The sequence below is a fragment of the Pseudomonas sp. MD195_PC81_125 genome (assembly GCF_014060985.1).
GTDB classification, from domain to species: Bacteria; Pseudomonadota; Gammaproteobacteria; order Pseudomonadales; family Pseudomonadaceae; genus Aquipseudomonas; species Aquipseudomonas parakoreensis.
On the sequence record NZ_JABULD010000744.1, the window covers coordinates 1 to 1,093 of the forward strand.

The 1,093-nt window shown below is 53.1% G+C and carries 2 protein-coding genes; both read right to left on the reverse strand.

Annotated elements, in window-relative coordinates; all coding sequences use genetic code 11:
- Positions 1–76, reverse strand: a 76-nt coding sequence (locus HT737_RS32120; protein ID WP_306287303.1) for a hypothetical protein, incomplete at its 3' end; no start/stop codon positions are given.
- Positions 77–335: 259 nt separating this feature from the next.
- The coding region (locus tag HT737_RS28710) for a chromosome segregation SMC family protein (protein WP_374011207.1) at positions 336–1,093 on the reverse strand (758 nt) is incomplete at its 5' end.

Sequence of the window (1,093 nt, forward strand, 5' to 3'; positions counted from 1 at the left end):
GCCAGCCATCAAAAAGAATACCGGCTATCACAATGATGCCGATGACGATCAGCCACTCGCGCAGACCGATTTCCATGTAATCCCGTGCCTCTATAAAAAATGCTGAAAAATAAGGGGTTTACATTGTGCAAACCGCTTTAAAACGTGGCGCCAACTCTATGTTCTGACAGGCGTTTTGCCCACGTATACGAAAAATTGACATTAAACTAGCACGACCAAAGACAACTTTACACCGTCTGTCACGTTGGCTTGCGCGAATATGTCGATTGGCCAGCAAGTCGAAGTCGGTAAAAAAGTCCTACAGACTATTCATACCCTTCCGACACCACGCTGACTCAGGCGTCCACCATCGCCATTGCCTCCTCGACATCCACTGCAACCAGTCGCGAACAACCCGGCTCGTGCATCGTCACGCCCATCAGTTGATCGGCCATTTCCATGGCGATCTTGTTGTGGGTGATATAGATGAACTGCACGGTCTGCGACATCTCTTTAACCAATCGTGCGTAGCGTCCAACGTTAGCGTCATCCAGTGGCGCGTCAACTTCATCGAGCATGCAGAACGGCGCCGGATTCAATTTGAAGATCGCAAAAACCAGTGCCAGCGCGGTCAGGGCTTTTTCCCCGCCGGAGAGCAAATGGATGGTGCTGTTCTTCTTTCCTGGCGGCCGCGCCATGATCGTCACCCCTGTATCGAGTAGATCTTCGCCCGTCAGTTCCAAATACGCGCTGCCGCCACCGAAAACTTTCGGGAAAAGCGCCTGTAAACCGCCATTGATCTGATCAAAGGTATCTTTGAAGCGGTTACGGGTTTCCTTGTCGATCTTGCGAATGACGTTTTCCAGGGTCTCCAATGCTTCGACCAGATCGGCGTCCTGCGCATCCAGATAACGTTTACGCTCGGATTGTTGCGTGTATTCGTCGATGGCCGCGAGGTTGATCGCGCCCAGGCGCTGAATCCGCGCATTGATCCGTTCGAGTTCTTCTTCGGCGGCGCGTTCACTGGCCTCAGGCGTCAAGGTCGCGAGCACGCCATTGAGATCGTAGCCGTCTTCGAGCAATTGATCCTGCAACGCCTTGCGCCGCACGGTCA